The organism is Vreelandella zhanjiangensis DSM 21076 (genome assembly GCF_000377665.1).
In the GTDB taxonomy this organism is placed as follows: domain Bacteria; phylum Pseudomonadota; class Gammaproteobacteria; order Pseudomonadales; family Halomonadaceae; genus Vreelandella; species Vreelandella zhanjiangensis.
Window position 1 is genome coordinate 1 of record NZ_KB898661.1, and the last position, 1,091, is coordinate 1,091.

At 54.9% G+C, this 1,091-nt stretch carries 1 rRNA gene; it reads left to right on the top strand.

From position 1 onward, the window contains the following. Positions 1–1,081: ribosomal RNA gene (locus D467_RS0118870) — 16S ribosomal RNA — on the top strand; the annotation flags it as partial. Positions 1,082–1,091 lie beyond the last annotated feature (10 nt).

Sequence of the window (1,091 nt, forward strand, 5' to 3'; positions counted from 1 at the left end):
TTAATACCTCCCTGGAAAGACATCACTCGCAGAAGAAGCACCGGCTAACTCCGTGCCAGCAGCCGCGGTAATACGGAGGGTGCAAGCGTTAATCGGAATTACTGGGCGTAAAGCGCGCGTAGGTGGCTTGATAAGCCGGTTGTGAAAGCCCCGGGCTCAACCTGGGAACGGCATCCGGAACTGTCAAGCTAGAGTGCAGGAGAGGAAGGTAGAATTCCCGGTGTAGCGGTGAAATGCGTAGAGATCGGGAGGAATACCAGTGGCGAAGGCGGCCTTCTGGACTGACACTGACACTGAGGTGCGAAAGCGTGGGTAGCAAACAGGATTAGATACCCTGGTAGTCCACGCCGTAAACGATGTCGACCAGCCGTTGGGTGCCTAGCGCACTTTGTGGCGAAGTTAACGCGATAAGTCGACCGCCTGGGGAGTACGGCCGCAAGGTTAAAACTCAAATGAATTGACGGGGGCCCGCACAAGCGGTGGAGCATGTGGTTTAATTCGATGCAACGCGAAGAACCTTACCTACCCTTGACATCTACAGAACCCGGAAGAGATTCCGGGGTGCCTTCGGGAACTGTAAGACAGGTGCTGCATGGCTGTCGTCAGCTCGTGTTGTGAAATGTTGGGTTAAGTCCCGTAACGAGCGCAACCCTTGTCCTTATTTGCCAGCACGTAATGGTGGGAACTCTAAGGAGACTGCCGGTGACAAACCGGAGGAAGGTGGGGACGACGTCAAGTCATCATGGCCCTTACGGGTAGGGCTACACACGTGCTACAATGGCCGGTACAAAGGGTTGCGAACTTGCGAAAGTAAGCCAATCCCAGAAAGCCGGTCTCAGTCCGGATCGGAGTCTGCAACTCGACTCCGTGAAGTCGGAATCGCTAGTAATCGTGAATCAGAATGTCACGGTGAATACGTTCCCGGGCCTTGTACACACCGCCCGTCACACCATGGGAGTGGACTGCACCAGAAGTGGTTAGCTTAACCTTCGGGAAAGCGATCACCACGGTGTGGTTCATGACTGGGGTGAAGTCGTAACAAGGTAGCCGTAGGGGAACCTGCGGCTGGATCACCTCCTTAAACGATGCGT